The sequence below is a fragment of the Subsaxibacter sp. CAU 1640 genome (genome assembly GCF_023156585.1).
Lineage (GTDB): Bacteria > Bacteroidota > Bacteroidia > Flavobacteriales > Flavobacteriaceae > JBPOFM01.
Genome location: NZ_JALNMI010000004.1, coordinates 275,727 through 301,686 on the forward strand (window position 1 = coordinate 275,727; position 25,960 = coordinate 301,686).

Consider the following 25,960-nt stretch of genomic DNA (forward strand, 5'->3'; position numbering starts at 1 on the left):
ATTTCTTACTTAAACGGTTGCAAGTATAAATTATTTTTGGATCAAAAAAAAACCTCAACTTTCGTTGAGGCTTTCGACTATAATGTTTTGGGATTCTTCACTTTCTGATTGGTCAATGCTTTTTTCAAAACATCGCTCATATCTGTTACATAGTGAAATGTCAATCCCTTTAAATACTCTTGTTTGATTTCCTCAATATCTCTTTTATTGTCTTCACAAAGAAGAACATCAGTAATTCTTGCTCTTTTGGCTGCCAAAATTTTCTCTTTGATGCCGCCAACAGGCAATACTTTTCCTCTTAATGTGATTTCGCCCGTCATCGCCAAGTTCTTCTTCACTTTACGCTGCGTAAACAATGACACCAAGGACGTTAACATCGTAACACCAGCGCTTGGTCCGTCTTTAGGCGTTGCACCTTCAGGAACGTGAATATGAACATTGTACTTTTCAAAAACATCAGGATTGATTCCGAATTCATCTGCATTCGCCTTAATATATTCCATAGCAATGGTGGCAGATTCTTTCATCACATTTCCAAGATTTCCTGTAATGGTAAGGTTTCCTTTTCCTTTAGATAAAATGGATTCAATGAATAAAATGTCACCTCCTACTTTTGTCCAAGCCAAACCTGTTACCACACCAGCGACGTTATTATTTTCATACTTATCTCTCTCCATTTTAGGAGCGCCAAGCACTTCAACAATATCTTCGTTGGTAACCTTTACGTTATAGGTCTCTTCCATCGCCAAATTTTTGGCTGCAAAGCGTACCATTTTTGCCAATTGCTTTTCCAGACCTCTCACACCAGATTCACGTGTGTAACCTTCCACGATTTTTTCCATTTGAGGCTTTCCGATTTTTAAGTCATCATCACTCATTCCGTGTTCTTTCAACTGCTTTGGAAGTAAGTGACGTTTTCCTATTTCAACCTTTTCCTCAATGGTATAACCGGTTACATCGATGATTTCCATTCGGTCTCTCAACGCGGGCTGAATGGTACTCAAACTGTTGGCTGTTGCTATGAACATCACTTTTGAAAGATCAAAGCCCATCTCTAAAAAGTTATCGTAGAATTCACCGTTTTGTTCCGGATCTAAAACCTCCAACATTGCTGAAGAAGGATCGCCTTGATGACTGTTGGTCAACTTATCAATCTCGTCCAGTACAAATACAGGATTTGAAGTTCCTGCTTTCTTCAAACTTTGAAGAATTCGGCCAGGCATTGCACCAATATATGTTTTACGATGGCCTCGAATTTCTGCCTCATCTCTCAATCCTCCAAGTGACATTCTTACATATTCTCTACCCAGAGCTTCTGCAATGGATTTACCAAGTGATGTTTTACCAACACCTGGAGGTCCATAAAGACACAAAATGGGCGACTTCATATCATTACGAAGTTTCAAGACCGCTAGATATTCTATGATACGTCGCTTTACATCATCAAGTCCGTAATGGTCTCTATCCAAAATGCGCTTTGCACGTTTTAAATCGAATTTATCTTTGCTGAATTCATTCCAAGGTAATTCCAAAAACAAATCGAGATAGTTTCTCTGGATGGAATATTCAGCAACCTGCGGATTCATACGTTGCAACTTGGATAATTCCTTATTGAAATGCTCCTCAATTTTCTTGTTCCATTTCTTGTTTTTGGAACGTTCGCGCATTTCTGCAATTTCTTCATCGTATGAAACACCTCCAAGCTCTTCCTGAATGGTTTTCATTTGTTGATGAAGAAAATATTCGCGCTGCTGCTGGTTCATATCACTTTGAACCTTGCTTTGAATATCATTTTTGAGTTCCAATTTTTGAAACTCCAAATTCATATATTTCAAAGTAGCCAAGGCACGTTCTTTCAAATCGTTTATCTCCAACAATTTTTGTTTTTCTTCAACAGAAAGATTCATATTTGAAGACACAAAATTCACAAGGAACGAATTACTTTCAATGTTCTTTATTGCGAAAGTTGCCTCTGTTGGAATATTTGGGCTTTCCTTGATGATTTCAAGTGCTAAATCTTTGATTGATTCAATAATAGCCTTAAACTCATCATTATCATCAGCGGGTTTCGCTTCAGAAACATCTTTGACTGTTGCTGTGATGTACGGTTTTTCAGTAATCACCTGATTGATATCAAAACGTTTCTTACCTTGAATGATGATAGTTGTATTACCATCTGGCATTTTTAAAACTCGTAAAATACGAGCAACGGTTCCTGTTTTGTAAATGTCTTTTCCTTTTGGGTCCTCAATAGTTTCATCTTTTTGAGATACTACACCTATCACTTTTGAACCTTTATTGGCATCATTGATAAGTTTGATGGATTTATCTCTGCCTGCTGTAATAGGAATTACAACTCCTGGAAACAAAACCGTATTTCGCAAAGGCAAAATAGGCAAGGTTTCTGGCATCGTTTCATTATTGATTTCGGCTTCGTCCTCTGGTGTCATTAATGGAATCAATTCTGAATTCTCGTCAAAATCCTGAAATGACAAACTGTCAAGGCTTAAAAATTTAGATTTCGTCATATGTATTTTTAAGTCATTCTGTCATTAAAAGAACAGAATGCTTTTTAATTTAAAAAATTCGATATTTATATTCAACACTGATTATCAAACGCATAAGCTTACATAATCAATATATTCTTCTATATAATTTCAATAGTTATGCCATTAGTCGGATTCATACCGAAAACTTTTTTTCGGAAACTGTAACAAAGTTTGAGTAACTTCATCATTATACTAAAGCAATTGTTTTTTTGACACTAACCAATCAAAATATCGAGCAGCTACTGCAGCTTTGTAAGTCTAATGACCAACGTGCGCAAATGGAGGTCTACAATAGATACTATAAAGCAATGTTCAACACGTCGTACAGAATTGTAAAAGATTCTTATAAGGCAGAAGATATAATGCAGGAATCCTTTTTGTCAGCTTTTACAAAATTGGACACACTGAAAGAAGCTTCGATGTTTGGAGCTTGGTTGAAAAGGATCGTTGTGAACAACAGCATCTATCATTATAAGCAAAACAACAAGCACCAAGATGTGCCGCTAGATGATGTGATGTACAAGGTAGAAGATGAACAAGGAATTGCTGATGGTGATGAGTTATTGTCCGTAAAGGCATCTCAAATCATCAGTACAATGAAAACCTTGAAAGACAATTACCAAATGAGTTTGACGCTTCATTTGATTGAAGGTTATGATTATGATGAAATAAGTGAGATAATGGATATCAGCCACGCGAATTGTAGAACAATGATATCGAGAGCAAAAGATAGTTTGAGACAGAAACTGCTCTCGTTAGCTTAACATAAATGACTATGAAGAATGACAATTTAAATCAGCTTTTTGAGAATTTGAAAGATGAATTTGATGTAGAAGTTCCAAATATGGGACATCAGGAACGATTTTTATCAAAACTGAATGCGAAAGACTCTGAAAAAGTGGTTGAATCGACCTCAAAATCATTCAAATACTGGAAACCATTGTTGGCGGTTGCTGCATCGTTTGTTATATGTTTTAGTTTGATCACTTTTGTGTTTGATGAACAACAACCTGAAACCAAAGATTTGGCAAGTGTATCGCCAGAAATGTCGAAGACGCAGGACTTTTTTACATCAACCATTGAAAATGAACTTACAAAACTCAACAAAGAACGAACTCCGGAGACAAAAGTTCTTATTGAAGATGCTTTAAAACAGCTTAAAATACTTGAGAACGATTATGAATCCCTCAAAAAAGACCTTACCGAAAGTGGCGACGATAAACGTGTTATCTATGCTATGATCAGTAATTTTCAAAACAGAATTGATGTGTTGCAGAATGTTATGGAACGCATTGATGAAGTGAAACAACTCAAACAAATGACACTTTAAATCAATCAAAAAACAACCTTCTGAAGATTATCAGAACTAAAAAATAACAATTATGAAATCAAAAATACTTTATATAGCAATTGTTGCCTTCCTTGCGATGCCAAGCCTGGCTTTAGCAACCAATAACTCTGAACTGAATGGAGCACATACCAAAGAAAAGACCATCAAAAAAGAGTTCACCGTAAACAGTAATGCCACCTTGAAGGTTGACAACAGCTACGGCAATGTCAACGTGGTGACTTATAATGGAAATAAAACTATTATTGAAGTGACCATTAAAACCAACAGTAACAATGAAGAGAAAGCTAAAGAAAAACTTGATGAAATTACGGTTGAATTCAATGCTTCTTCAGATTATGTTTCTGCTAAAACTATTTTCAATAAGAATAATTCGAAATCTTGGTGGAACAATTGGGGCAACAAGAACAACGTGAATATGGAGGTGAACTATGTGATTAAATTGCCCATCACCAATAACGTCGATTTGAACAATGACTATGGAAGTATCAATCTTGATAAGCTGGAAGGTCGCGCAAACATCAACTGCGACTATGGAAAGATCACTACCAAAGAGTTAATGGCAGACAATAACACCATCGCTTTTGATTACACCAATAACAGTTACTTTGAATACATCAAAAGTGGAAAAATCAGTGCTGATTATAGCGATTACGTCGTTAATAAAACAAAGCAATTGAGCATCAATGCAGATTATACTAAATCTGTGATAAAAATTGCTGAAGATGTTGACTATACTTGTGATTATGGCTCTTTCACAGTTGAAAACGTAAATAATCTCAAAGGAAATGGCGACTATTTAACGTTAGTGTTAGGAGATGTGTATAAAAATGTGGAGATAAGAGCAGATTATGGCTCCATTAAGATAGGTAAAATGACTGCCAATGCTGGAAATATATACATACAATCTGACTATACAGGGATTACGATAGGCCACGACACTTCCTATAGCTTCAATTTTGATTTAAGCCTGGACTATGCGTCTTTGAGAGAGTCAGATGGGTTTCAATTCAGTAAGAAGAAAGTTGAATCTACGAGTAAATATTATCAAGGGCATTATGGTAGTTCTTCAACTTCAAACTACATCAAAATTGACTCTGACTACGGTAGCGTTTCATTCAAAAAACAATAATCATCAATCAATCTTAAATTAATCATTATGAAAAAATCAATCTTAATTATCGCAGTTTTATTGGTCACAAGTTTATCTTTTGGACAGAAAAAAGTGAAAGGGAATGGCAATGTTACCACAATCACAAGAAGTACATCCGACTATGATGGTGTGAAGTGTGCAGGGTCTTTCGATTATGTCTTGGTGGCTGGTGAAGAAGGCAACATCAAAATTGAAGGCGAGGAAAACCTCTTGGAATACATCGTTACTGAAGTGAAAGATGGTAGCCTTATCGTCAAAGTTGAAAACCATATGAATTTACAATCAAGCAGAAACAACACCATCAAGGTTACGATTCCTTTTAAGGATATTAGCAATGTCTCATTGGCTGGTTCTGGAGATTTGTGGAATGAAGATATTATCACTACCAATGATATGAAGGTGGCTTTGGCAGGCTCGGGAGATTTGACTTTGAAGATTGAAGCTTCTCATACCAAAGCGAGCATTGCAGGTTCGGGAGATTTGACTTTGAAAGGTAGCACCAACAGCCTTGACGCCAATGTGGCTGGTTCTGGAGATTTTCACGGATTTGATTTGCAGGCAAACAATACTGATGTTTCCGTTTCGGGATCTGGAGATGCTAAAGTGGTGTGCCGTGAGAATTTGAAAGCTCGTGTAGCTGGTTCTGGCGGGATTGAATATAAAGGAAACCCTAAAACGGAGGACACAAAAGTGGCTGGTTCTGGGAGTATTGAGAGTAGATAATTTGAATCATAGATATCAAAATAAAGCCATCCAAAAAGGATGGCTTTTTTATGCTTTCAATATTCAATTTAAAGAAATCTATTCTTTTGAATTTAAATCATTCTCTGTTTTTGGTTTTTGGTTATCAATATAATCACTCTTGACCTTCTTTGAAATCAATTTTAATTCTTTATAAGATAAATTATCTCTGGCGTAACCGAGGCCATTATCTTCATCTGCCATAGGTTTTAACAGGTAAAGCGGATGGTCGTTGCGTACGGTGGTGTTTTTATTGGGCGTCCACGCCAAGAGATCATTCGGTTCGCAAATGAGGAGTTCGCACAGCTTTTCAATGGCATCTAAACTGAAGTTGCGGTTGTGGCTGTTTAACAGACGATGCGCTGTATGGTTTGTAAAACCAGCTTTTGTGAGGTACGAGAACGGCTCACTGATGCCGCGCATCTTAAAAATGGGACGAAGATTGAGAGATAGCATACGATAGGTTTAAGTATTGATTATAAAGTATCTAAAGTATGATAGTGGTGCGAAAAAAGCAATACTGTAGATGAAAAAACGCTACTTGTTTATTAAAAAATGTGGAATTGCGATTAAAGAATGTGAAAATTCTATTTAAGATTGTGAAAGTGCGATTCAAGATTGTGAAAATTCTATTCAATACTGTGAAATTATTATTTAAGATTTCATTATAGAAGTCAAATAATGTGAAAATGAGTCTAAAGATTGTGAAAATCAGATTAAAAAATGTGGAATTCGGATTAAAGAATGTGAAAGTGAGGTGAAAGATTTTGAACGTTTTTAAGTAATCTTTAAAATTTAAGAAGCAAGAAGTGCTTTTGTTACATTATTTTACAAATGACAAAGGTCATAATAGACACATCTAGAATGCACTTTAAACTTTAATATACAATTTCGAGGCTTCCTTGAGTCAAATTTAAAACACCGTCATTTTCGGTGTGGATTGCACTTTCAAAAATAGCTTTGATGTGACGATCATCTACATCGTGCTGTAGAACGGTCAAACTTCCGTTACCTATATAAAATACATTTGGCTCTGTATTATCGTTATATCTCAAGTATAAATGTGGAGCTGTCTGCAATGTGTTTTCGCTATAATGATATGCCCCAGAAGATAAGTTTGAAGGAATGGAAATAAGAAGATTGTGGTTATTGAATGTGCTTTCAACTTTAATTACCTCATAGGATGAAGCCGTATTTGATACCTCTACTAAAATTGCATCAAACAGCAACTCTGTACCATCGAGTAAGGCGTATAACTGGTTTTCAAATTCCACAGGGTTTACAGGATCATCATCTGAAGGGTTTGAACCACCGTCATCTGGCAATACTTCTGCGGATGGAAAAGGTCCTTCATAAGGTTCATTTTCGCAAGAAAACCATACAGCACTAGTCAGAAGAAAAAATAAGAGGACTATCTTTTTCACTTCGCATCTTTTTCTAAAGATACGAAATTCTCTTTATACAATTCGGTTGTCTTTTGGGACTCTGAAGAGCAATACAATTCCTACCAAAAAGAAGATAAAGAGAAACAAAATAGCATTTCGCATACTGCCTGTAACTTGGTCTATGGTAGCGAAAATGACCATACCAATGACGATACCTATCTTTTCGGCGACATCAAAGAAACTGAAATAAGACGTGGTGTCTTTAGTTTCTGGAAGAAATTTTGAGTAGGTGGAACGTGCGAGTGATTGTATACCACCCATTACAAACCCAACGCAAGCTGCTGCAATATAAAAATCTGTAGGCGTAATCATAAAGTAGGCATAGATGCAAAGACTCATCCAGACGAAATTGACGAAAATGAGTGTTTTGATGTTGCCAAATTTTGCCGACGCTCGCGATGTGAGCACTGCTCCGACGACAGCAACTATCTGGATGATGAGAATACTGATTATGAGACCCATCGTTTTTTCATCGCTGTCTGCCCAAGCAATTTCTTCTTCACCAAAATATACTGCGACGAGCATAATGGTCTGTACAGCCATACTGAAGACGAAGAACGCTGCTAGATAGCGTTTCAATCTTAAATTCTGTTTGAGCTGTTTCCAAACTGATTTTAATTCTTTAAAACCATTAAAAATGACATCTTTTGTGACTTTGTGACCTTTTGAAGTCCCTTTTGGTAACCAATAAAATGTGTATTGGCTGAAGAGAATCCACCAGAGACCTACTGTGATGAATGAGTAGCGCATCATTTCCATTTTTGCTGCACCATCATCTTGACTCATAACCATCCCAAGATTAACAATCAATAGAATAACACTACCTATGTAGCCCATTGAAAAACCCTTTGCACTTATTTTATCCTGTTGTTCTTCAAATGCAATATCAGGCAAATACGAATTGTAAAACACCAAGCTGCCCCAATAGCCAATCAATCCCATAAAATAGAATAGTAAGCTCAAATAAATGCTATCCAAACTGAAAAAATAAAGTCCGATGCAACCCAAACCGCCTGTATAGCAGAAGAATTTCATAAAATTCTTCTTGTTACCCACATAATCTGCAATACCCGAAAGAATAGGTGATGTGAACGACACCACCAAAAATGTAAACGCTGTGACAAAGGTGATGAGTGCAGTACTTTTGAACTCAAAACCGAATGCGGGAACAATCTTTTCTACTTTATCAGCAAACAAAGCCGAATAAAATATCGGAAAAATAGAAGATGCAATGGTAAGGGTGTAAACGGAGTTTGCCCAATCGTAAAATGCCCAAGCGTTGAGCAGTTTTTTACTTCCTTTTTCAAGTTGTTGCATAGTAGTTGATTAGCTCGCAAAGACGCCAAGGCGCCATCTATTAAATAAAAAAACCGCACCTTGAATAAAGTGCGGTTCTAAAGTAACTAAATATTTTAAACTATGAGTTATTTAACCTTTAAATGATGTGACGCCAAATTTTTTGGCTTCGGCTTTAGCTCTTGCAGCATTTGCCTCAATATTTCTAATACGTGATTCGTTGCTAGGGTGCGTACTTAAGAATTCAGGTGGCGCTCCTCCTCCACTTTGAGCACTCATACGACGCCAAAGATTTGCTGCCTCCATAGGTTCGTACCCAGCGATAGCCATTAAATACAATCCGATTTCGTCTGCTTCAGTTTCGTGGCTTCGGCTAAATGGAAGAATACCCAAAACATTACTACCAACACCATACGATTGATTGAAGATGTTAAGTGTTTTTTGATCTTCAATAAGTATATTACCTGCCAAAGCTCCACCTTGTTGTAGCATAGCAGCACTCATACGTTGCTGACCATGATTGACAAGTGCATGAGAAATTTCGTGGCCCATTATGGCGGCCAAACCAGCTTCACCATCAGCAATAGGCAAGATCCCTGTGTAAACTACGATTTTTCCACCCGGCATACACCATGCGTTTACAGTATTGTCCTGTACAAGATTATATTCCCATCTAAAATCTTTAAGATAGCCTTGATAGCCATTCGCATCTAGCCAACGCTCCGCAGCTACGGCTATTTTTTGACCTACGGTTCTAACCATGTTGGCATCTTTAGTGCCGGTTATCACTTTATTTTCAGATAAGAATTGATCATACTGCGCAAATGCAGTAGGGAAAATCTGTGAATTTGGTACTAATGCCAAAGTTTTCTTTCCGGTAAACGGATTTGTTGCACAGGATAAAAATAGGATTGTAGCTCCGAATGCAACTATTTTATTTTTGAGCTTCATTGCTTGTTGTTTAAATTGTTAGACATATAAAATTACAAAAACTGTTCCGTTATTATTGGACCCATTTGCAATTTTAGATGTCACATATGCAAATTATTTACCTATCAAATGAATTTCAGAGAAGTTTTTATCGATGATCATGGTATTGTCGCCATTCAATTTGATGTCGCTCAAAGGCACCTCAACATTATCGAGTTGAACTTTAGCCACTTTAAATGGCACATTGTGGAATCTTAATTTAAAGGTTTCAAAGTTTGCCACATACTTTCCTTCTTTATGCTGCTGAATGATCAATTCGTTAGGCTTACCTGTCAATTTGAATGTACGCAGGCTGTAGCGACCTTTGGTATAATCATAACCATCATGCGCATCATCGAACAATATGGAGTCTTCTTTCCCTTCTTTATAGTAAACTTCAAGCGTAATCTCATCGATTTCTTTTTCACCAACAAATTGCTGCACTGGATATTTTGGGATGATGGCACCTTCCTTAACGAAGATAGGCATGCTATCAATATCCGCATCTACCCACGCTTCCCTTCCACCGTTGACAACTTGATCTGTCCAATAATTTACCCATTTTCCTCTTGGGAAGAACATACGTCTGCCACGAGCATTAGGTTCTAAAACAGGGCAAACCAATATTTGGTCTCCGAAGATGAATTCATCAGAACGGTAATGTGTATGAACGTCTTCTTGGTCATAAAGCACCAAAGATTTGAGCATCGGTATGCCTTCATCTACATATTTCCAGAATGATGTATATAAATAAGGAAGCAATTGATAGCGAAGCTCTATGAACTTACGCACGATGTTTGTGACATCTTCATCAAACGCCCATGGTTCTTGATTGCCATGATCACCAGACGAATGCACGCGACAGAATGGATGGAATACCCCCAACTGAATCCAACGTGTAAACAACTCACCATGCGGTTGCTCTGCAAATCCACCAATGTCGCTACCGGCGAAAGAGAAGCCAGACATCGCCATACGTTGCGCCTGAACATTCGCAATCCAAAGATGTTCCCATGTGGCAACGTTATCGCCTGTCCAAGTTGAACAATAACGTTGCGTACCAGAATATGCTGCCCTTGTAATGACGAAAGGTCTTTTAGGATACGCAAACTTTTTGACACCTTGATAGGTAGCTCTTGCCATTTGCATACCATAGACGTTATGTGCTTTACGGTGACTACAGCGATTGCCTTCGTATTCGTGGCGTACATCGTCTGGGAAGGTTTTATTTGGAACCTCCATAACGGCAGGCTCGTTCATATCATTCCAAACACCTTTCACACCTATGTCTTCGACCAATTCGCGGAACAAATCTGACCACCAATCACGAACTTTTTTATTTGTAAAATCTGGGAAATAACATTCGCCAGGCCATACTTTACCTTTCATATAAGGACCATCAGCACGCTTGCAGAAATAATCGTTCTCCAACGCCTCCTTAAAAACCGAATAGTCCATGTCTATTTTGATCCCCGGATCGATGATAACGACTGTTTTAAAACCATCATCAGCCAATTCTTTGACCATTCGTTTAGGGTCAGGAAAATGCTCCTTACTCCAAGTGAAGCATCGAAAACCTTCCATATAATCGATATCCAAATAAATGGCATCGCAAGGAATTTTTAAGTCGCGGAATTTTTTAGTGATTTCCTTCACGTTGCTTTCTGGATAGTAGCTCCATTTACATTGATGGAATCCTAATGCCCACAACGGTGGCAATTGATGAGGTTTACCAGTCAAATCCGTATAGTTTGCTACGACATCTTCCATCTTTGGACCGTAGATAAAGTAATAATTCATCTCACCACCTTGAGCCCAAAAACTTGTAACGTTACGACGTTCATGCGAGAAATCAAAATACGAACGGAAGGTATTGTCAAAGAATACACCATAAGCCTTGCCTTGGTAAAGCCCTGTGTAGAATGGAATTGCCTTATAAATTGGATCTGTTCCTCTACCATACGCATAGGAGTCTGTGACCCAGTTTTCAAAACGTTTGCCTTTAAGGTTGAGTTCCACAGGCTTATCACCTAAACCAAAATAACATTCGCCATCATGTGATTGTTTACTCATCTTTACGATGTTCCCACCATACTCATAGCTTTCTTCCCAGTGAAAACCTAATTCATCTTGATTGATCAGTTTTCCATCAATAGCATCAAAAAGTGAAATTTTCAAGTCAGATTTTTGGATGATGCAAATGAGTTTTGAAGTAATGACCTTATACGATTTGTTATCTTCATCTATTTGCAGGTGATTGTAGCCTGTACTTGCATATTTGGTGATAGCATAGGAGAAATCCTTATCGAAGGTTCCTGTTGTGGTATATCTAAAACGCAATACACTATCCCGAACAATGGTCATTTCTAGAACTACATTGTTTTCAGTAGAAAAGTAAAGTGTGTCGACGTCTTTTTTGTATGCTTTTATTTTGGAAGGAAACTGATTCCCTTTTTGTTCTAATTCGGTATTGACAATCATAGTTAGTCTATTGGTATCACACAAAAAAACACATTAGTTTTCATATTTAAAACATAAGTTTTAATGACTTGTTAACTATAACGATTTCGAGGAAACATTAATCTCTGAAGGAATTACTTTTTAGAAGTTTTTTTTGCAGATGTCTTTTTGCCTTTGGTTGAAGTACTGGCCTTCTTTTTTGGAGCAGGTCTTTTAGAAATTTTGGTGTACTTAAAAGCTACCATTCCTAATGGAGGAATGACAATTTCAGCTGAAAAATCACGAAAATGCTGCGGTTCTGTTTCTGTTGAAAAAGGTTTATTGCTGAAATCACCAGTGCCATTATATTTTACTGAATCGCTGTTGAAAATCTCTTTCAGTTCTCCTTTTTCGGGCAAACCTATACGATAGTTTTTATGAGGAATCGGGGTCATATTACAAACCACAATCACATCGTCAATAGCATTATCAGCATGCCTTATGTACACGTACACCGAGTTTTTGTTGTCGCTATGATCTATCCATTCGAAACCTGTCCAGTCAAATTGTTTTAGATGCAAGGCAGGTTCATTTCTGTAAAGCTCATTCAAATCCCTCACTAAAGACTGGATGCCCTTGTGAAAATTGTATTGCAGTAAATCCCAATCCAGACCTTTGGTGAAATTCCATTCACTTGTTTGAGCAAATTCACCGCCTTGAAACAATAACTTCGTACCAGGATGCGTAAACATATAACTGTACAGCACCCTTAAGTTGGCAAAACGCTGCCATTCATCTCCAGGCATTTTGTGTATCATGGATGCTTTACCATGAACAACTTCATCATGCGAAAACGGAAGTACGAAATTTTCCGTAAAGGCATAAGTCATTGCAAAGGTTAGGTCGTTTTGATGAAATCTTCTGTAGATAGGTTCTTTCGAAAAGTATTTCAAGGTATCGTGCATCCAACCCATCATCCATTTCATTCCAAAACCTAAACCACCTATAAAGGTAGGTTTCGAGACCATTGGAAAAGCAGTAGATTCTTCCGCAATGGTCTGCACATCTGGGAAATTACCATACACCGCTTCGTTCAAATCACGCATAAAGGAAATAGCCTCCAAATTTTCTCTACCACCAAAAATATTAGGTTCCCATTCGCCATCATTTCTGGAATAATCCAAAAATAACATCGATGCCACCGCATCTACGCGTAGTCCGTCTGCGTGATATTGGTCGAGCCAAAATAAGGCATTGCTAATCAAGAAGGATTTGACTTCATTTCTTCCGTAGTTGAAAATCAAACTTTTCCAATCGTTATGATAGCCCTTTCTTCTATCGGGATGTTCATATAAACAGGAACCATCAAAATAGCCAAGTCCATGTGCATCTTCAGGAAAATGAGACGGCACCCAGTCAAGTATTACACCAATATCATTTTTGTGGAATGCATCGACCAAATATTTAAATTCCTCTGGATAACCAAAGCGAGATGTAGGCGCAAAATAACCTGTAATTTGATAACCCCAACTAGGGTCATAAGGATATTCCATTACGGGCATCAATTCGACATGCGTGAACTTCATATCCTTGACGTAAGCCACCAATTCATCAGCCATTTCCACGTAAGACAAATATCTATCTTCGGTAGCGTGGCGCTTCCAAGAGCCCAAATGCACTTCATAGACAGAAATGGGTGCGTCCAAGGCATTATTAGCCTTGCGCGTTTTCATCCATTCCTTGTCTTTCCATTTATAATCATCCTCCCAAACAATGGATGCCGTTTGTGGCGGATGTTCATTTCTCCTAGCATAAGGATCTGCTTTTTCAGTCACCACACCTTTGATAGAACTATGAATTTTATATTTATAAACGGAACCTTTGTCTACATTCGGGATAAATCCTTCCCAAATGCCACTTTTGTCCCAGCGTACTTGAAGCTGATGAGCACCATCACTCCAAAAATTGAAATCACCAATTACCGAAACTTTATTGGCACTTGGCGCCCAAACTGCAAAATAGGTGCCTTCCACACCATCAACCGTTGTGATATGGGAACCAAATTTTTCATAAAGTCTAAAATGCTTTCCTGCAAAGAAAAGATTGATATCGAAATCGGTAAAGAGACTGTGGGTAATAACTTCTGCCATGTGAGACGTGCGAGTGTGTTTAGTTTATGTTACCAATTTACCATTTTTTGAATGATTTGAACTAAAAACCAGAAATAATAATTGCTCGTAAACATTTTTAAAGAAATAAGTAATTTTAGTAAGATGATTTAAATTGTCACGACAAAAAGTACATAACCGAAATAACAAATATGAAAAACATAGCACTTCTCTTAATTGTCAGTCTTTTATTTAGCTGTAATTCTTCAGCACAAAAGAAAGAAACAAAAACCTCTGAAAAGTCAAAGTTCAAAGTCACTAAAACCGATGCTGAATGGAAAGAACAATTAACACCTGATCAATATTATGTATTGCGCAAGGAAGGGACAGAACCCCCATTTTCAAGTCCGTTGAACAAAAACTATGAACCAGGCGTTTATGTATGTGCTGCATGTAAAACACCTTTATTCAAAAGTGAACATAAATTTGATTCGGGAACTGGCTGGCCAAGTTTTGATAGAGAAATCAAAGGCAACGTCGCCTATGGAAAAGACAATAAAATTGGTTATCCTAGAGATGAAGAACATTGTGCAACGTGTGGCGGTCATTTAGGTCATGTCTTTAACGATGGTCCAAAAGAAACTACAGGCTTACGTCATTGCATCAATGGTGATGCTTTGGAATTTATTCCTGAAAAAGGTTAATAGTTTTTACATAATATTCAGAATAGTGATATAATTTCATTCTATGGATATCCATAGCAAATTTGATTTTGTATCACTATTTTTATACGTCTTTATTTCACATTTTTAGATTATGGAAAACGCATATATTTCAGGTGTTCTTAAGCAATTCAACTATTATAAGTCTCTGGGTGACAAAACTTTTGAGCAATTGAGTTTTGAGGATATGAATTACCAACCCAATCACGATTCCAACAGTATTTCAATCATTGTAAAACATATGGTCGGGAATATGTTAAGTCGCTGGACCAATTTCCTGACAGAAGATGGCGAAAAGCCGTGGCGCAACCGCGATGAAGAATTTGAATCCACCTATACCACCAAAGAAGAATTGTTGCAAGAGTGGGAAAAAGGATGGAAATGTCTCTTTGATGCCATTGCACCTCTTTCTGATGACGATTTGAATACCATTGTTTACATAAGAAATGAAGGCCATACCGTTGCAGAAGCTATTTTTAGGCAACTTGGACATTATCCTTACCACGTAGGTCAAATCACTTACATAGGAAAATTACTTAAAGGTGATGCGTGGCAGTCTTTATCCATTCCAAAGGGTGCTTCTAAAAGTTACAATCAGGATAAATTCAACAAGCCAAAAGAACGGAAACATTTTACGGATGAGGTGTAGGCTATGATCAATTTTTTCAATCTTTATGAGTTAATATGAAAACTAAACTGTCTTTATACATCTTATGTTTGTTATTACTTTTTAACTGCAAAACCCTCCAAAAAAGCATCATCTATCAGTCTGAAAATTTAAAGATTGAACAACTGACCAATCAAACCTACAGGCATATCACCTATCTTAAAACAGAAGATTTTGGTAAGGTAAGTTGCAACGGTATGATTGTTATAGATGATGGCGAGGCCTTGGTTTGCGATACACCCACTGATGACACGAGTTCCGAGGAATTGATCGATTGGATTGAAAATAACCGCAAAGCTAAAATTGTGGGCGTGGTAGTAACCCACTTTCATAATGATTGCTTGGGTGGACTTAAAGCTTTTCACAGCAAAAACATCCCTTCATATGCCTCATTTAAAACGATAGAATTGGCAAAGGCTAATAATTTTGAAGTGCCTTTGACAGGTTTCAATGACCAAGTTAAATTGACTGTTGGCTCCAAAGAAGTTATCAATGACTATATAGGTGAAGGTCATACCAAAGATAACATCGTATGCTATGTTCCTGATGAACAGGTATTGTTTGGTGGCTGTTTGATTAAATCAATGAATGCCAGCAAAGGCCATTTGGGCGATGCCAATACTGCTGAATGGTCTTCAACGGTAGGTAGACTGAAAGCAAAATACAGTCAATTGAAAATTGTCATTCCTGGACATGGCGAAACGGGAACTACAGAATTATTGGATTATACCATTGAACTTTTTAAAAGCGCCTATTAATTCAATGGATACATAAAAAATTCAACAAGTTTGAATTTTAATTGTTCACCTTCAAAGGCATACGTTAAAAAGATCTGTCCCCAATGCTTTCCATCAGTAAAATTGGCAATCAACCATTTATGATTTAATAGTCTCACATTATTGATGAGAATTTTGTTGTTGGTCATAGACGCATATGGTACAATGGGATGATCGTCACCTTCGTATTCATTGAGTTTATACAATTCATCTTTAATGAAAGGAATAAGCTGTGAAACATCATATCCCTTATCAATAAAGTAGTCTAGCGCATCGTCATCATAATCTAAATTGAACAACTTTAACTCGGAATTTTCATCTATCATCGCCGCAATGGAGTCTTTATAATTGGCTACGCGTGCCTTTTCTTTTTTGATATCGGTTTCATAGCTCTCCAAAATGTGCTTTGAATTGACAAACTGAAAAATAATCAGCAACACCGAAAAAATAAACAGATACATAAAAATTCTACTCTTCATAGTCTAAATATTAATTTCTAAATTATCATAAGCCAAAAACACATTTTTGGGCAATTGTTGTTCTACTTCGTCATGAAACCCCAACCAATGGCTGATGTGCGTTAAATAGGCACGCTCTGGTTTTACTTCATCTATCAAATCCAAGGCTTCAGAAAGTGTGAAATGCGATATATGTTCTTTCTCTCTTAAGGCATTTACAACGAGTACCTTCACCCCTTTTAACTTCTCAACTTCATTGGGTTCAATGGTTTTAAAATCTGTGAGATATGCAAAATCTCCAAATCTAAAGCCAAATACTTGCAGTTGGTAATGAAAACCATTGATAGGGATGACCTCTAGGTTGCCCAAAGTAAATGGCTTGTTTTCAATTTCAAAACACTGCACACCGGGTGCGCCAGCATACTTGTTTTGAGTTTCAAACACATAATCAAAACGTTTATGCAATGCAGTGATCACTCGTTTGTGTGCATATATAGGAATGTCACCTTGCTTGAAATAAAAGGGTCTGATATCATCCAAACCTGCTGTATGATCGGCATGTTCATGCGTGAAGACTATACCGTCCAATCTATCGATTTGCGTACGAAGCATTTGCTGTCTAAAGTCAGGACCGCAGTCGATGACATATGCATAATTGCTCCATTCAATCAGTACGGAAACGCGCAATCTTTTGTCTTTTGGATTGCTGCTCAAGCAAACAGGATGATCACTTCCAATAACTGGAATTCCCTGCGATGTGCCTGTTCCTAAAAATGTAATCTTCAAGTCTGTTAAGTTTGTAACAAAAATAGGTTTATTTTTTTGTATCACTAGGCAAATTAATACCTTTGTAATGCATTATACTCAAGCTACGCTATGGAAATTACCCTTAAAGGAGATAGAGAATTTGAAGAAATTCCGTCGTTAAAGAACAAAGCACTTCGCATCAACCTTAATGAGAATATTTACGGAACTTTTGCTGAAATTGGAGCTGGACAAGAAACCGTACGTCAATTCTTTAGAGCTGGTGGCGGTTCTGGTACCATAGCGAAGGCGATGTCTGCCTATGATAAAGACTTTAGTGATGCCATATACGGTATGGAAGATGACGGCAGATATGTGACTGAAGCACGTTTGAGAAAAATGTTAGCTCACGAAATCAACCTGATTGAAGAGCGAATTACTAGAGATAAGCATCCTAACAAGATGTTTTTTGCCTTTGCCAATACCGTAACTACCATCGATTTTGCGAAGCAATACAAAGGACATGGATGGGTTGGAATTAAATTTCAAATAGAGCCTGACCAACCTTACAACGATATTGTTTTGCACTTGCGTTTCAAAGAGAATGATGCACGCTTGCAACAGGAAACGCTGGGTATTCTTGGTACTAATTTGATTTATGGTGCTTATTATAAGCATCATGAGCCCAAAAAACTATTGCGCTACCTCTATGACCATTTAGACAAAGATCAGCTCGAGATAGACACCATCAACTTTTCTGGTCCGGCTTTTAAAAATGTTGATAACCGATTGATGAGTTTGCAATTGGTTAAAAACTCAATGACCGACGCTGTCATGTTTGCGCCAGATGGTAATAACGTATTACCTGCACGTGTCTTATACAAAAAGAACATTTTGGCGTTGCGTGGAAGTTTTAGACCTGTTACCAAGGTAAATATTGATATGTTTCAAAAATCCTATGATATGTTTATCAAGGAGAATAAGGTAGATGCCGATAATACACAAGTGGTTTTTGAGATAACATTGTCAAACTTGAGAGCTGAAGGTGAAATTGATGAGCAAGACTTTATGGATAGAGCAAAACTGTTATGTTCTTTAGGACACACGGTTTTAATCTCCAACTTCCAAGAATATTATAAACTGGTTGAATACTTCTCTCAATATTCTAAAAACAGAATGGGCTTGGCCATGGGTGTCAATAACTTGGTAGATATATTTGATGAGAAATACTATCGTCATTTAAGTGGAGGTATCTTGGAAGCCTTCGGTAAATTGTTCTTTAAGGACTTGCGAGTGTACCTTTATCCTATGGAAGATGAAGACGGCACCATCATCAATAGTGAAAACCTTAAGGTACATCCACGTATGAAAGAATTGTATAAATTCTTTAAATATAATGGTAAGGTGGTTGATATAACGGAGTATGATAAATCGATTCTTTCGATATTCTCAAGAATTGTATTGAAAGCTATTTCAGAAGGAAAACCTGGTTGGGAAAGTATGCTTCCTGAAGGTGTTGCAAAAATTATCAAGGAAAAAAGCCTGTTTGGCTATGAAGCCGAAGAAGTGGTTCACAAGAACTCTTAATCCTCTTTAAACTACATACATAAAAATCATCAAGTAGTGGGAAATCGCTCCTGCCAACACAAATAAGTGCCATATGACATGGTTATAGGGTATGCGTTCTATGGCATAAAAAAGGATGCCAATAGTGTAGAAAGCACCGCCTGCAAAGAGCAATGCCACGCCATTAGGACCAATGATGCTTGATAAACTCGAGAAATCAAATACGATTAACCATCCCATCACGAGATATAGAAGTGTGGAGAATATTTCAAACTTACCTGTAAAGAATAACTTTAAAATCAATCCAAAACCTGCTATTGCCCAAACAATCCAGAATAATTGCCATCCCAAACTTTCATTTAAGGTTATTAATGTAACAGGCGAATAAGTACCAGCAATTAGAACATAGATACTGATATGATCTATGATACGGAAATAATGCTTCCTCTTCTCCCCTTTTACAGAGTGATATAATGTAGACGCAGAAAACAAAAGAATGATTGAGAAGCCATAAAGTACAACGCTGAATAAATTCCACTGGCTATGATTTGTATAGAGGATCAGCAGTATCAATCCTACGATTCCCATTAACGCGCCAAAACCGTGTGTCCAAGCGTTTAACTGTTCCTCTAAAACGGATTGTTGTCTTTTCATCTAATTCTTATCTACTTTTGCTGCCCATTTATCTTTAATAGCGTAGTAATCAATCGGAAAAGCCGGATTTTGACGTTCTAAACGTCCTTCTTGAAAGGCGCGCAACAAGATATCTTCAATCATAAAATCTTCAGCGACATTTTCAGGATCAAACTCCTTTTTGAGTGATATATCAAAGAGTTTAGCCGTGCTATTCATCCAGAATGCCTTCCATCCACTTTTCAAATCTTTGATAAGTTCAAAAGTGGTTTCACCTGTTTGTCGATGCATCAATTTAACCAATATTTGACCTTCTGTACGTGTCAATTTCTTCAATTCATCAGTAAATTCTTCTTCGATATAACGCTGAATGATACGTGTGTATTGACGTTTTTCACTTTTCTTTTCAAGTGTTTCCAAACGTCTATTCAACTCTACTAATCGATCCGCGGCCAATTTTGCATAAGGATACACCTTTAATGTTTTTCGTTTCAAAATCAAATAGCGTATACGTTCTTCCTTCGTTGCAAAACGTTGTTTACCCATCAGATAAACCTCTCTCAACTGAATGACATCCACCGCCACAGAATCGCCATCAATGATGTAATACTCCACCGCAGTTGAATCTTGAACCACTGGCTCGATCTGTCCAAACACCAATACAGGAAAAATAAAAAGTATGTAGATAATCTTTTGCATGCCTATAAATCAGCTAAAATCGTTCCAAAAACGTTTTGTAAAATTAAGAATTTACATAGTCATTAACCTTAAAATACTATTAATATTATTAATTTAGGCGGAAAATATTTATAGATGGCACAAAAGAGCATTTTAAACAAAAAATCACTTCAATTTTTAGAATCCTATTTAAATAACGCATCACCTACAGGCTATGAGTGGACAGGCCAAAAAATCTGGATGGACTATTTAAAACCTTATGTTGATGAATTTATAACCGATACTTATGGCACTGCTGTAGGTGTCATCAATCCGAAGGCAAAGTACAAAGTGGTCATAGAAGGCCATGCTGATGAAATTTCGTGGTATGTTAACTATATCACTGATAATGGACTCATTCATGTTATCAGAAACGGTGGAAGCGACCATATGATTGCACCTAGTAAAGTTGTCAATATTCATACAAAAAATGGCATTGTTAAAGGTGTCTTTGGTTGGCCAGCCATACATACGCGCAGTAAAGAGAAAGAAGAATCACCGAAAATTGAAAACATCACAATTGATGTGGGCGCAAAAGATAAAGAAGAAGTTGAGAAAATGGGTGTGCACGTAGGTTGTGTCATCACTTATCCTGATGAATTCCATATTTTAAATGGTGATAAGTTTGTATGTCGCGCATTAGATAATAGAATGGGTGGATTTATGATTGCTGAAGTGGCGCGTTTGCTTCACGAGAACAAGAAAAAATTGCCTTTTGGACTCTATGTGACCAATTCAGTACAGGAAGAAATAGGTTTGAGAGGTGCAGAAATGATTACACAACGTATCAAGCCTAATGTTGCCATCGTAACCGATGTAACACACGACACCACAACACCAATGATTGACAAGAAAAAAGAAGGTCATCTAGAACTTGGTAAAGGCCCTGTAGTTGCTTATGCACCAGCAGTGCAGCAAAAACTTCGTGATCTGATTACAGACACAGCGGAAAAGAAGAAAATTCCTTTTCAGCGTTCTGCTTGTTCGCGAGCTACGGGAACTGACACAGATGCCTTTGCTTACAGCAACGGTGGCGTGGCGAGTGCGCTGATTTCTTTGCCGCTTCGCTATATGCATACCACTGTAGAAATGGTGCACCAAGAAGACGTTGAAAACGTTATTCGGTTGATCTATGAATCCATATTGAATATCAAAGACGGTGAAACTTTTTCTTATTTCAATTAAATGGACAACGAATTGATTGATATCCTAACGGAAGATGGCGAGCCAACTGGTAATAGTTGCTCAAAGCATGACATCCACACGAAAGGGTATTATCATAACACTGCTCACATTTGGTTTTATACCAAAAAACAACAAATTTTATTGGCACAACGTGCAGCAACCAAAACCCTACATCCCTTACTTTGGGATGTTTCGGTTGCTGGACATATAGATGCTGGTGAAACTGTGGAAGATGGTGCTATTAGGGAAATAAGGGAAGAAATCGGGTTAACCATTACCAAAGATGACCTAAAAAAGATTGGTATTTTTGAATGTTTTCAAAACTATGACAATGGAATTATTGATAATGAATTTCATCATACATTTATAGTCGAACTGAAAGTTGATATTCAACAATTGGTGCCTCAAGAAGGCGAAGTAGAAACATTGAAACTTGTAACTTTTGAAGAGTTTGAAGATATTTTGAAACACATCGGCAAAGCAAATCATTTGGTAGCCAGTAATAAGGTATATTATGAAAAGGTGCTAGAGGCAATCAGAAAAGAAACTATATTCAACTCTTATTGATTTTACAATGACACTACTCATTTCAGCATTGGCGCCAGTTATCTTCGTTTTTTTGTTTATCTATTATATGGATAAGTATGAGAAGGAACCAATCAGATTGCTCTTGGCTAACTTTTTTCTTGGTGCCATTGTCAGTATCATCATTACTACCCTATTGTATGTCATTATTGATATACCCTTACCTTTGCGAGATCACACGAGTATCTTTGAGCAATTCATTAAAGCTTTTTTTGTAGTAGGCCTAACAGAAGAATTCAGCAAATATATAGTTTTGCGTTACTATGCACAGCCTCATAAAGAGTTCAATGAACCTTTTGATGGTATAGTGTATGCTGTAATGATATCTATGGGGTTTGCCGCAACAGAAAACATTATGTATGTCTACCAAGGCGGTCTAGAAACGGCTTTAGTTAGGGCGTTTACTGCAGTTCCGGCACATGCGACTTTTGCGATTTTAATGGGTTATTATGTAGGGAAAGCAAAATTTTCAAATAACAGATTTGTCCTAAATCTATGCGGACTGTTTCTGGCAGCATTTTTCCATGGTGCTTATGACTTCTTTTTATTCATTGATTTCATTCCGGGCATTTGGGTTGGCGCGTTTATTTCTCTTTTTATAGGCATAATTTTGGCAAGAAAGGCCATTATTCGTCACCAAATAGATTCACACTTTAATGTTCCTGTTGAGTCTGGTGATGACAATATTCAGATTTAGATTTGGAGCTTTTTGACTAATTTAGTAAGCATGAAAAACACCATTGCTGAACGAATTGCTGATTTTTTAAAGAACTTCCCTCCTTTCGACAGAATTGACAAAGCTGATGTCCTTTGCATTTCTAAAGAAGTAAGCGTTTATTATTTTGAAAAAGGGAAAACGGTTTATGCCGCTGGTGATCAATTACAGGATAAATTTTATATCATTCACAAAGGCGCAGTGATTCTTCAAAAGGAAGTTTTGTCTAAATCGGAAACGGTCGACCATTTTGACGAAGGTGATGTTTTTGGGCTTCGTCCGTTATTTGCAAAGGAAAATTACAACACAAGTGCCATCACCGAAGAGGAAAGTATCTTGTACGGCATTCCGCTTTCAGTCTTTAAGCCATTGATTGCTCAAAATAAGGAGATCGTGAGTTTTCTTATAGAAAGCTTCGCCTCAAACACTGAAAATCCGTTTTCAAAAGAGCTTGATAATAACGTTTTTCAATCTGATGTAAATTTTGGTAACAAAGAACTTTACGAACTACAGCCTGTAATTTATACGAAAAAAGTAAAGACAGCTTCTCCTGAAACTTCAATAAAAGCCATCGCAATGCTGATGCGCAAGCATCACATTGGTTGTGTAGTCATCGAAAGTAATATGATTCCATTAGGAATTATAACCAACAAAGATTTAAGGAACAAGGTCATCACAGGTGAGCACGGAATAGACGAAAAGGCGAGCGAAATTATGTCTTCTCCTGTTCTTTGCTACCCTAGCAATGTATCGATGAGTCAGGCGCAAATAGCGATGCTGAAACATAATGTAGGGCATTTGTGCATCACCGAAGATGGTACACCCAATTCAAAAATCATTGGAATACTGTCACAGCACGATATTACTATGATGCGAGGCAGCAATCCTTCGGTATTGATGAAAGCCATTAAACGTTCTAATTCCACCAAAGAATTAAAACGAATTCATAAAAGAATTATGGTGCTTCTGGATGGTTTGATGCAGCAGAACATACCTCTTACACAAACCAGCAAAATCATCTTTGAATTATATGATGCCAGCATCAAGAGAATTATTGAACGTTGCATCGAAAAGATGGGTAAAGAACCACCAGTAAAATTTGCTTGGATGTCTCTGGGTAGTCAAGGTCGTAAAGAACAATTATTGCACACCGATCAAGATAATGCTATCATTTTTGAGAACGTACCATCAAACGAACTTGAGAAAACACGCCTTTATTTTCTGCAATTGGCTAAAAAAGTAACTAAACGGCTCAACATTATTGGGTTTGATTTTTGCGCTGCAGATATGATGGCAAAAAATCCAAAATGGTGCTTAACATTAGATGAATGGAAGGAGCAATTTAGCAACTGGACCACAAACACAGGTGATGATGAGATTCTGTTGAGCTCAATATTTTTTGATTTTGACATTTCGTTTGGAGATGCAACGTTGACAAACGAACTTGCTGATCACGTGTTGAAACTTACCAAAGATAATGACTTGTTTTTGGCAAAATTGGGAGCTAGTGCCTTAAGAAGCGCTTCACCTCTTGGTTTTTTTAGACAATTTTTGGTGGAGCCGGATGGTGAACACAAAGATTTTTTCGATCTAAAGAAACGTGCACTTATGCCAATTGTTGATGCCGGAAGATTGCTTGCATTGAGGAATCAAATCAAAAACATCAACAATACTGCGGAGCGCTTTGAGAAAATGGCGGAATTATTCCCAGATGATAAAGAATTTTACTTGTCCTGCTCCTACACCACCAAGGCGCTTTTAAAATTCAGAACAAAACAAGGTCTGCTTCATAATGATAGTGGACGATTCATAGAACTTGCAGCATTGAGCAAAGAGGAAAAACTCAAGCTGAAGCGCTGTTTCAAAACAATTGCAAGAGTTCAAGACTATATCAAGTTAAAATTTAACCTGAATAATTTCCTGTAATGATTTGGCGTTCAAAAAAGAAAGATTACCCAAGTTATTGGAACGATTATCAAAATCATTTTGACAAACGGAAAGGAACAAATGTTACGTCATCACGATTTATAATTCTTGATACTGAAACCACTGGTTTTGATTTTGGTATCGATAGGTTGTTATGCATTGGTGCTGTTGCGGTTGTAGATAAAGAAATTGCTGTTAAGGAAGCGTTTGAAGTGTATATCAAACAAGAACATTTCAATCCTCAAACCGTTGAAATTCACGGCTTAATTCATAACACAAAGATCAAAACAGTCTCCGAAGAAGAGGCAATCATTCAATTTTTAAATTATATTCAGGACTCGGTTCTTGTAGCGCATCACGCAGTTTTCGATATCAAAATGATCAATATGGCATTGATGCGATTGGGATTGCCTAAACTGAAGAACAAGGTCATCGATACGATGGATCTATATGCCGACACTAGGATTAAGTCAAACTTTATTGCGAAAAACAAATCTTATTCCCTCGATGAAATTGCAGAAAATTATAGCATTGACCTTTCGGATAGACACACGGCTGCTGGTGATGCTTTCATCACGGCTCTTATATTTATGAAAACCATATCATTACTGCAAAAATCAAAAAATTTCAAGTTACAGTCCTACTTTTTAAAATCAAATAGATTTTAATACCTGTTACTAAATTTGTAACTTTTCAAACTATAATAATTTCAGATTAATGAATTCAAAACCTTTAAACAGTTCTTACAGCGTCACAATGGACAATGGCCAAGAACTTGAAATAAATCAGCAAGAGATTTATGATTTCGATGCTATCAAAACTTCCGATTCTAAATTTCACATTCTGCACAATGATCAGTCATTTGAAGCAGAAATACTTCAGAGCAATTTCGCTTCAAAAGCGTATAAAGTAAAAGTTAACAATAACACTTACAACATTCAAATTAACAACAGTTTACATAGTTTGATAAAAGAGTTAGGATTTGAAGTAGGTGCCAACAAAAAAGTTAACGATATCAAAGCACCAATGCCTGGATTGATTCTCGATATTCAGGTAAACATTGGACAAGAAGTGAAAGAAAATGATTCACTTTTGATACTGGAAGCAATGAAAATGGAGAATGTGATTGTATCACCAAGGGATGGTGTTATCAAAAGTATTTCTGTAGAAAAAGGAAATGCCGTCGACAAAAATCAATTGTTAGTAGAATTTGAATGA

Annotated in this window: 25 protein-coding genes; 14 read left to right on the forward strand and 11 right to left on the reverse strand. The window is 37.0% G+C overall.

Translation table 11 applies throughout. The features are described from left to right. Nucleotides 1-77: 77 nt before the first annotated feature. Nucleotides 78-2,528, reverse strand: coding sequence for an endopeptidase La (gene lon / locus M0G43_RS11185; protein ID WP_248026586.1), 2,451 nt, complete (start codon nucleotides 2,526-2,528; stop codon nucleotides 78-80). A gap of 230 nt (nucleotides 2,529-2,758) precedes the next feature. On the opposite strand from lon, the gene M0G43_RS11190 reads away from it, so the two are divergent. The 4 genes from M0G43_RS11190 to M0G43_RS11205 are packed head-to-tail and all read left to right on the forward strand — an operon-like array spanning nucleotide 2,759 to nucleotide 5,773. After that, entirely contained in the window at nucleotides 2,759-3,313 is a 555-nt protein-coding gene (locus M0G43_RS11190; RefSeq protein WP_248026587.1) for an RNA polymerase sigma factor, read from the forward strand. An 11-nt stretch (nucleotides 3,314-3,324) separates the two neighbouring features. Further along, nucleotides 3,325-3,879, forward strand: a complete 555-nt coding sequence (locus M0G43_RS11195; RefSeq protein WP_248026588.1) for a hypothetical protein — start codon at nucleotides 3,325-3,327, stop codon at nucleotides 3,877-3,879. 52 nt (nucleotides 3,880-3,931) lie between these two features. Then, nucleotides 3,932-5,029, forward strand: coding sequence for a hypothetical protein (locus M0G43_RS11200; RefSeq protein ID WP_248026589.1), 1,098 nt, complete (start codon nucleotides 3,932-3,934; stop codon nucleotides 5,027-5,029). A 27-nt stretch (nucleotides 5,030-5,056) separates the two neighbouring features. Continuing rightward, on the forward strand, nucleotides 5,057-5,773 hold the full coding sequence (locus tag M0G43_RS11205; RefSeq protein WP_248026590.1) for a head GIN domain-containing protein: 717 nt from the start codon (nucleotides 5,057-5,059) through the stop codon (nucleotides 5,771-5,773). A gap of 78 nt (nucleotides 5,774-5,851) precedes the next feature. On the opposite strand, the gene M0G43_RS11210 is transcribed toward M0G43_RS11205, so the two are convergent. From M0G43_RS11210 to glgB, 6 genes are all read right to left on the reverse strand, one after another. Then, the gene (locus tag M0G43_RS11210) at nucleotides 5,852-6,247 is read right to left on the reverse strand and encodes a helix-turn-helix domain-containing protein (protein WP_248026591.1); all 396 of its coding nucleotides are present in this window, start codon (nucleotides 6,245-6,247) and stop codon (nucleotides 5,852-5,854) included. Between the two features lie 422 nt (nucleotides 6,248-6,669). Beyond that, nucleotides 6,670-7,215 (reverse strand): hypothetical protein, encoded by a 546-nt coding sequence (locus tag M0G43_RS11215; protein WP_248026592.1) that lies wholly within the window; start codon nucleotides 7,213-7,215, stop codon nucleotides 6,670-6,672. Between the two features lie 33 nt (nucleotides 7,216-7,248). Next, nucleotides 7,249-8,553, reverse strand: coding sequence for an MFS transporter (locus M0G43_RS11220; protein ID WP_248026593.1), 1,305 nt, complete (start codon nucleotides 8,551-8,553; stop codon nucleotides 7,249-7,251). A 111-nt stretch (nucleotides 8,554-8,664) separates the two neighbouring features. Further along, nucleotides 8,665-9,483: a M48 family metallopeptidase gene (locus M0G43_RS11225; protein WP_248026594.1), complete on the reverse strand. Its 819-nt coding sequence runs from the start codon at nucleotides 9,481-9,483 to the stop codon at nucleotides 8,665-8,667. A gap of 93 nt (nucleotides 9,484-9,576) precedes the next feature. Continuing rightward, nucleotides 9,577-11,982 carry a glycoside hydrolase family 31 protein gene (locus M0G43_RS11230; RefSeq protein ID WP_248026595.1) on the reverse strand — a complete coding sequence of 802 codons (2,406 nt, stop codon included), beginning with the start codon at nucleotides 11,980-11,982 and terminating at the stop codon, nucleotides 9,577-9,579. A gap of 113 nt (nucleotides 11,983-12,095) precedes the next feature. Further along, on the reverse strand, nucleotides 12,096-14,090 hold the full coding sequence (gene glgB, locus M0G43_RS11235) for a 1,4-alpha-glucan branching protein GlgB (RefSeq protein WP_248026596.1): 1,995 nt from the start codon (nucleotides 14,088-14,090) through the stop codon (nucleotides 12,096-12,098). A gap of 170 nt (nucleotides 14,091-14,260) precedes the next feature. Between glgB and msrB the strand changes: the two genes are divergently transcribed. The 3 genes from msrB (at nucleotide 14,261) to bla (ending at nucleotide 16,195) form a co-directional block, all read left to right on the forward strand. Then, nucleotides 14,261-14,752 (forward strand): peptide-methionine (R)-S-oxide reductase MsrB, encoded by a 492-nt coding sequence (gene msrB, locus M0G43_RS11240; RefSeq protein WP_248026597.1) that lies wholly within the window; start codon nucleotides 14,261-14,263, stop codon nucleotides 14,750-14,752. Nucleotides 14,753-14,864: 112 nt separating this feature from the next. Next, nucleotides 14,865-15,419, forward strand: a complete 555-nt coding sequence (locus tag M0G43_RS11245; protein WP_248026598.1) for a DUF1572 family protein — start codon at nucleotides 14,865-14,867, stop codon at nucleotides 15,417-15,419. Between the two features lie 35 nt (nucleotides 15,420-15,454). Beyond that, the gene (gene bla / locus M0G43_RS11250; protein ID WP_248026599.1) at nucleotides 15,455-16,195 is read left to right on the forward strand and encodes a subclass B1 metallo-beta-lactamase; all 741 of its coding nucleotides are present in this window, start codon (nucleotides 15,455-15,457) and stop codon (nucleotides 16,193-16,195) included. On the opposite strand, the gene M0G43_RS11255 is transcribed toward bla, so the two are convergent. Next, entirely contained in the window at nucleotides 16,192-16,692 is a 501-nt protein-coding gene (locus tag M0G43_RS11255; protein ID WP_248026601.1) for a hydrolase, read from the reverse strand. The genes bla and M0G43_RS11255 overlap by 4 nt on opposite strands. Nucleotides 16,693-16,695: 3 nt before the next feature. Then, entirely contained in the window at nucleotides 16,696-17,457 is a 762-nt protein-coding gene (locus tag M0G43_RS11260; RefSeq protein ID WP_248026602.1) for an MBL fold metallo-hydrolase, read from the reverse strand. A 90-nt stretch (nucleotides 17,458-17,547) separates the two neighbouring features. On the opposite strand from M0G43_RS11260, the gene M0G43_RS11265 reads away from it, so the two are divergent. Next, nucleotides 17,548-19,002, forward strand: a complete 1,455-nt coding sequence (locus tag M0G43_RS11265; protein ID WP_248026603.1) for a TonB-dependent receptor — start codon at nucleotides 17,548-17,550, stop codon at nucleotides 19,000-19,002. Nucleotides 19,003-19,008: 6 nt separating this feature from the next. Here M0G43_RS11265 and trhA read toward each other — a convergent pair whose 3' ends face one another. Together trhA and M0G43_RS11275 are read right to left on the reverse strand one after the other, a co-directional pair. After that, a complete protein-coding gene (gene trhA, locus M0G43_RS11270; RefSeq protein WP_248026604.1) occupies nucleotides 19,009-19,635 on the reverse strand; it encodes a PAQR family membrane homeostasis protein TrhA in 627 nt (208 codons plus the stop codon). Further along, entirely contained in the window at nucleotides 19,636-20,313 is a 678-nt protein-coding gene (locus M0G43_RS11275) for a DUF4294 domain-containing protein (RefSeq protein ID WP_248026605.1), read from the reverse strand. Between the two features lie 114 nt (nucleotides 20,314-20,427). Here M0G43_RS11275 and M0G43_RS11280 point away from each other — a divergent pair, with 114 nt between their 5' ends. The 6 genes from M0G43_RS11280 to M0G43_RS11305 are packed head-to-tail and all read left to right on the forward strand — an operon-like array spanning nucleotide 20,428 to nucleotide 25,960. Then, nucleotides 20,428-21,516 carry a M42 family metallopeptidase gene (locus M0G43_RS11280; RefSeq protein ID WP_248026606.1) on the forward strand — a complete coding sequence of 363 codons (1,089 nt, stop codon included), beginning with the start codon at nucleotides 20,428-20,430 and terminating at the stop codon, nucleotides 21,514-21,516. Next, nucleotides 21,517-22,083: an NUDIX hydrolase gene (locus tag M0G43_RS11285; RefSeq protein ID WP_248026607.1), complete on the forward strand. Its 567-nt coding sequence runs from the start codon at nucleotides 21,517-21,519 to the stop codon at nucleotides 22,081-22,083. A 7-nt stretch (nucleotides 22,084-22,090) separates the two neighbouring features. Beyond that, nucleotides 22,091-22,798: a PrsW family intramembrane metalloprotease gene (locus M0G43_RS11290; RefSeq protein WP_248026609.1), complete on the forward strand. Its 708-nt coding sequence runs from the start codon at nucleotides 22,091-22,093 to the stop codon at nucleotides 22,796-22,798. 30 nt (nucleotides 22,799-22,828) lie between these two features. Beyond that, a complete protein-coding gene (locus tag M0G43_RS11295; RefSeq protein ID WP_248026611.1) occupies nucleotides 22,829-24,742 on the forward strand; it encodes a DUF294 nucleotidyltransferase-like domain-containing protein in 1,914 nt (637 codons plus the stop codon). Continuing rightward, on the forward strand, nucleotides 24,742-25,410 hold the full coding sequence (locus tag M0G43_RS11300; protein ID WP_248026613.1) for a PolC-type DNA polymerase III: 669 nt from the start codon (nucleotides 24,742-24,744) through the stop codon (nucleotides 25,408-25,410). Before M0G43_RS11295 ends, M0G43_RS11300 begins: the two co-directional genes overlap by 1 nt. A 49-nt stretch (nucleotides 25,411-25,459) precedes the next feature. Further along, complete coding sequence (locus M0G43_RS11305; protein ID WP_248026614.1) at nucleotides 25,460-25,960, forward strand: acetyl-CoA carboxylase biotin carboxyl carrier protein subunit; 501 nt, start codon at nucleotides 25,460-25,462, stop codon at nucleotides 25,958-25,960.

Excerpts from the sequence above, each read along its gene's own strand:
- lon (WP_248026586.1), bottom strand. The coding sequence starts at position 2,528 with ATGACGAAATCTAAATTTTTAAGCCTTGACAGTTTGTCATTTCAGGAT.
- M0G43_RS11195 (WP_248026588.1), top strand. The coding sequence starts at position 3,325 with ATGAAGAATGACAATTTAAATCAGCTTTTTGAGAATTTGAAAGATGAA.
- M0G43_RS11200 (WP_248026589.1), top strand. The coding sequence starts at position 3,932 with ATGAAATCAAAAATACTTTATATAGCAATTGTTGCCTTCCTTGCGATG.
- M0G43_RS11205 (WP_248026590.1), top strand. The coding sequence starts at position 5,057 with ATGAAAAAATCAATCTTAATTATCGCAGTTTTATTGGTCACAAGTTTA.
- M0G43_RS11210 (WP_248026591.1), bottom strand. The coding sequence starts at position 6,247 with ATGCTATCTCTCAATCTTCGTCCCATTTTTAAGATGCGCGGCATCAGT.
- M0G43_RS11220 (WP_248026593.1), bottom strand. The coding sequence starts at position 8,553 with ATGCAACAACTTGAAAAAGGAAGTAAAAAACTGCTCAACGCTTGGGCA.
- M0G43_RS11225 (WP_248026594.1), bottom strand. The coding sequence starts at position 9,483 with ATGAAGCTCAAAAATAAAATAGTTGCATTCGGAGCTACAATCCTATTT.
- M0G43_RS11230 (WP_248026595.1), bottom strand. The coding sequence starts at position 11,982 with ATGATTGTCAATACCGAATTAGAACAAAAAGGGAATCAGTTTCCTTCC.
- glgB (WP_248026596.1), bottom strand. The coding sequence starts at position 14,090 with ATGGCAGAAGTTATTACCCACAGTCTCTTTACCGATTTCGATATCAAT.
- msrB (WP_248026597.1), top strand. The coding sequence starts at position 14,261 with ATGAAAAACATAGCACTTCTCTTAATTGTCAGTCTTTTATTTAGCTGT.
- M0G43_RS11245 (WP_248026598.1), top strand. The coding sequence starts at position 14,865 with ATGGAAAACGCATATATTTCAGGTGTTCTTAAGCAATTCAACTATTAT.
- bla (WP_248026599.1), top strand. The coding sequence starts at position 15,455 with ATGAAAACTAAACTGTCTTTATACATCTTATGTTTGTTATTACTTTTT.
- M0G43_RS11255 (WP_248026601.1), bottom strand. The coding sequence starts at position 16,692 with ATGAAGAGTAGAATTTTTATGTATCTGTTTATTTTTTCGGTGTTGCTG.
- M0G43_RS11265 (WP_248026603.1), top strand. The coding sequence starts at position 17,548 with ATGGAAATTACCCTTAAAGGAGATAGAGAATTTGAAGAAATTCCGTCG.
- trhA (WP_248026604.1), bottom strand. The coding sequence starts at position 19,635 with ATGAAAAGACAACAATCCGTTTTAGAGGAACAGTTAAACGCTTGGACA.
- M0G43_RS11275 (WP_248026605.1), bottom strand. The coding sequence starts at position 20,313 with ATGCAAAAGATTATCTACATACTTTTTATTTTTCCTGTATTGGTGTTT.
- M0G43_RS11280 (WP_248026606.1), top strand. The coding sequence starts at position 20,428 with ATGGCACAAAAGAGCATTTTAAACAAAAAATCACTTCAATTTTTAGAA.
- M0G43_RS11285 (WP_248026607.1), top strand. The coding sequence starts at position 21,517 with ATGGACAACGAATTGATTGATATCCTAACGGAAGATGGCGAGCCAACT.
- M0G43_RS11290 (WP_248026609.1), top strand. The coding sequence starts at position 22,091 with ATGACACTACTCATTTCAGCATTGGCGCCAGTTATCTTCGTTTTTTTG.
- M0G43_RS11295 (WP_248026611.1), top strand. The coding sequence starts at position 22,829 with ATGAAAAACACCATTGCTGAACGAATTGCTGATTTTTTAAAGAACTTC.
- M0G43_RS11300 (WP_248026613.1), top strand. The coding sequence starts at position 24,742 with ATGATTTGGCGTTCAAAAAAGAAAGATTACCCAAGTTATTGGAACGAT.
- M0G43_RS11305 (WP_248026614.1), top strand. The coding sequence starts at position 25,460 with ATGAATTCAAAACCTTTAAACAGTTCTTACAGCGTCACAATGGACAAT.